Origin of the sequence: Nitriliruptor sp. (genome assembly GCF_040882075.1) — a bacterium.
In the GTDB taxonomy this organism is placed as follows: domain Bacteria; phylum Actinomycetota; class Nitriliruptoria; order Nitriliruptorales; family Nitriliruptoraceae; genus Nitriliruptor.
In genome coordinates this window covers 1-1,506 of sequence record NZ_JBBEBZ010000003.1, presented here as the reverse complement: position 1 = coordinate 1,506, position 1,506 = coordinate 1, and the positions used below count along the sequence as shown (strand labels likewise).

Here is a 1,506-nt window from a genome sequence, read left to right as displayed (position 1 = left end):
TCGCGGACCACGTCGTACCCCGCGGCGGTCACCAGCCGCCGCACGGCGAACAGCACCGCGGCCAGGTCGTCGACCCCACCGACACCCGGCACGACGTCGGGGAGCAGATCGATCGGCGACGCGACGTAGAGCGCCGCGGCGGCCGCCGTCACCTTGGCGTGCCACGGCACCCGCGGGTCACGGCTGAGCGACCGCAGGAGCCGGCCGAGGTCGGGCAGCAGCGCGACCGCTTCACGCCAGTACGGACGGGGACCGGCGAGCTCGGGCTCGTCGGTCCCGCCGTCCTCCAGGTCCTCAGTAGACGTAGAAGCCCCGTCCTGCCTTGCGTCCGAGGAAGCCCGCCTCGACCAGGTGGCGCAGCAGCCCCGCCGGCTCGTAGGACGGCTGGCGGAACTCCTGCTTGAGCCGCTCGAGGATCGCGAGGGTCACGTCGAGTCCAACCACGTCCATGAGCTGGAACGGGCCCATCGGGTAGCCGGCTCCGAGCTTCATCGCGGTGTCGATCTCCTCGGCGGTCGCGTAGTGCGACTCGAGCATCTTCACGGCGTCGTTGAGGTAGGGGAACAGCAGCGTGTTGACGATGAACCCGGCGCGATCACCACAGAGGACGCCGACCTTGCCGACCTTGTCGACGAAGGCCCGCGACTGCTCGACGACCGCGTCGTCGGTGCGGACGGTCGGCACGATCTCGACCAGCTTCATGATCGCGGCCGGGTTGAAGAAGTGCAGGCCGATGACTCGGTCGGGGCGGTCGGTGACCATCGCGCACTCGATGATCGGCAGCGACGAGGTGGTGGTGGACAGGACCGCGCCGGGCTTGAGGACTGGGGCGAGCTCGGCGAACAGCTCCCGCTTGAGGTCGAGGTCCTCGGCGACCGCCTCGATCACGACGTCGGAGGGTGCGAGGTCCTCGAGCTCGGCGGTGGGCTTGATGCGCTGGAGGGTGGCGACCATCTCCTCCTCGTTCACCCGCCCCTTGTCGACCATGCGCTGCAGCGATTTGGCCACCTTGGCCGCGACCGCCTCGGCCTTGTCCTTGGAGCGTCCCCGGACGATCACGTCGTACCCGGCCTTGGCGCAGACCTCGACGATGCCCGTCGCCATCGTCCCGGTGCCGAGCACCCCGACGGTGGTCCAGTCGGCGATCGACGCCGGATCGGCTGGCTCACGTGCGGAGCCGTCGGGCACGACCTTCGAGCTCCCCGGCTCCTCGTAGGTGTAGAAGCCCCTGCCGTCCTTGCGACCGTTGAAGCCCGCCGCGGCGAGCTGGCTCAGGATCGGCCGAGGGGCGAACCGCGTGTCCTCGAACTGGGAGTGGATGGCCTCCATGATGCCGACGAAGGTGTCGATACCCACGAGATCGGTGAGGGCGATCGGCCCCATCGGCAGGCCGGCTCCGAAGCGCATCGCGGCGTCGACGTCCTGCTTGGTCGCGTACCCCGAGTCGACCATCCACACGGCCTGGTTGAGGTAGGGGAACAGCAGCTGGTTCGCGATGAACCCGCG

2 protein-coding genes are annotated in these 1,506 nt (G+C 69.5%); both read right to left on the bottom strand.

Annotated elements, in window-relative coordinates; genetic code table 11:
* Positions 1-152 (bottom strand): YkvA family protein (locus WEB03_RS00255; RefSeq protein WP_368068965.1); only part of this gene is annotated, 152 nt, incomplete at its 3' end.
* A 142-nt stretch (positions 153-294) separates the two neighbouring features.
* Positions 295-1,506 (bottom strand): 3-hydroxyacyl-CoA dehydrogenase family protein (locus WEB03_RS00250; protein WP_368068964.1); only part of this gene is annotated, 1,212 nt, incomplete at its 5' end.